Origin of the sequence: Oceanisphaera sp., assembly GCF_052084945.1 — a bacterium.
Classification (GTDB): Bacteria; Pseudomonadota; Gammaproteobacteria; order Enterobacterales; family Aeromonadaceae; genus Oceanimonas.
The window spans coordinates 1-1135 of record NZ_JBQDEX010000095.1 but is presented as its reverse complement, the minus strand read 5'-3'; the positions used below and the strand labels follow the sequence as shown (position 1 = coordinate 1135).

At 49.6% G+C, this 1135-nt stretch carries 1 protein-coding gene; it reads right to left on the bottom strand.

Annotated elements, in window-relative coordinates:
• Positions 1 to 1135, bottom strand: a 1135-nt coding sequence (gene pnp / locus ACTHY5_RS09185; protein WP_441878953.1) for a polyribonucleotide nucleotidyltransferase, incomplete at both ends; no start/stop codon positions are given.

Sequence of the window (1135 nt, the reverse complement as noted above, 5' to 3'; positions counted from 1 at the left end):
GCGGCAATTTTAACGGTACCATTGTCGTCTAGCTCAATAGTGGTGCCGGTTTCTTCGGTTAGCGCACGAATGGTCGCACCACCTTTACCGATCACATCACGAATTTTCTCGGGCTTGATCTTAATGATATGAATACGAGGCGCAAAATCAGAGATATCTTCACGGGGTGCTTGTAGCGCACCGTCCATGACATCAAGAATATGCAAACGTGCGTTACGAGCCTGCTTAAGGGCTTTTTCCATGATGTCTTTGGTGATGCCTTCAATTTTTATGTCCATTTGCAACGCAGTAATGCCCTGCTTGGTACCGGCCACTTTAAAGTCCATATCACCTAGGTGATCTTCATCGCCTAAAATATCAGACAACACCACATAGTCATCGCCTTCTTTAACCAAGCCCATGGCAATACCGGCCACAGAGGCTTTAATGGGCACACCCGCATCCATGAGCGCCAATGAAGTACCGCATACAGACGCCATAGAAGAAGAGCCATTAGACTCAGTAATTTCTGAAACCACACGCACTGTGTATGGGAACACATCAGCACCTGGCATAACAGCGGCGACACCACGCTTAGCCAAACGACCGTGACCAATTTCACGACGCTTAGGGCTACCTACCATGCCAGTTTCACCCACACAGTAAGGAGGGAAGTTGTAATGCAACATAAAGCGGTTGGTACGAGCGCCGGTTAGCTCATCAATCATTTGCGCGTCACGCTCTGTACCTAAGGTGGCCGTCACTAACGACTGAGTTTCACCACGGGTAAATAAAGATGAACCATGGGTGCGTGGCAGTAAGCCAGTGGCCACATTGAGGGCGCGTATCATATCGGGTTCACGACCATCAATACGCGGCTCACCACGTACTACTCGGCCCCGTACAATATTTTTTTCTAGCTCACCTAGCTGCTCATACACTTCTTTGGCGCTTAAGTCACCGTCATTGGCCAGTACGGCACTCACGGCTTGACCTTTAATGACGTTAATCGCATCACGACGTTCTGTTTTATCGGTAATGCGATACGCATTGCCCAGCTCTTCAGCCGCCAGCTCTGCGACTTGTGCTTTAAGGGCTGCGTTTTCAGCTTTTGGCTGCCAGTTCCACGCAGGTGTCGCTACCTCAGCTGCAAATT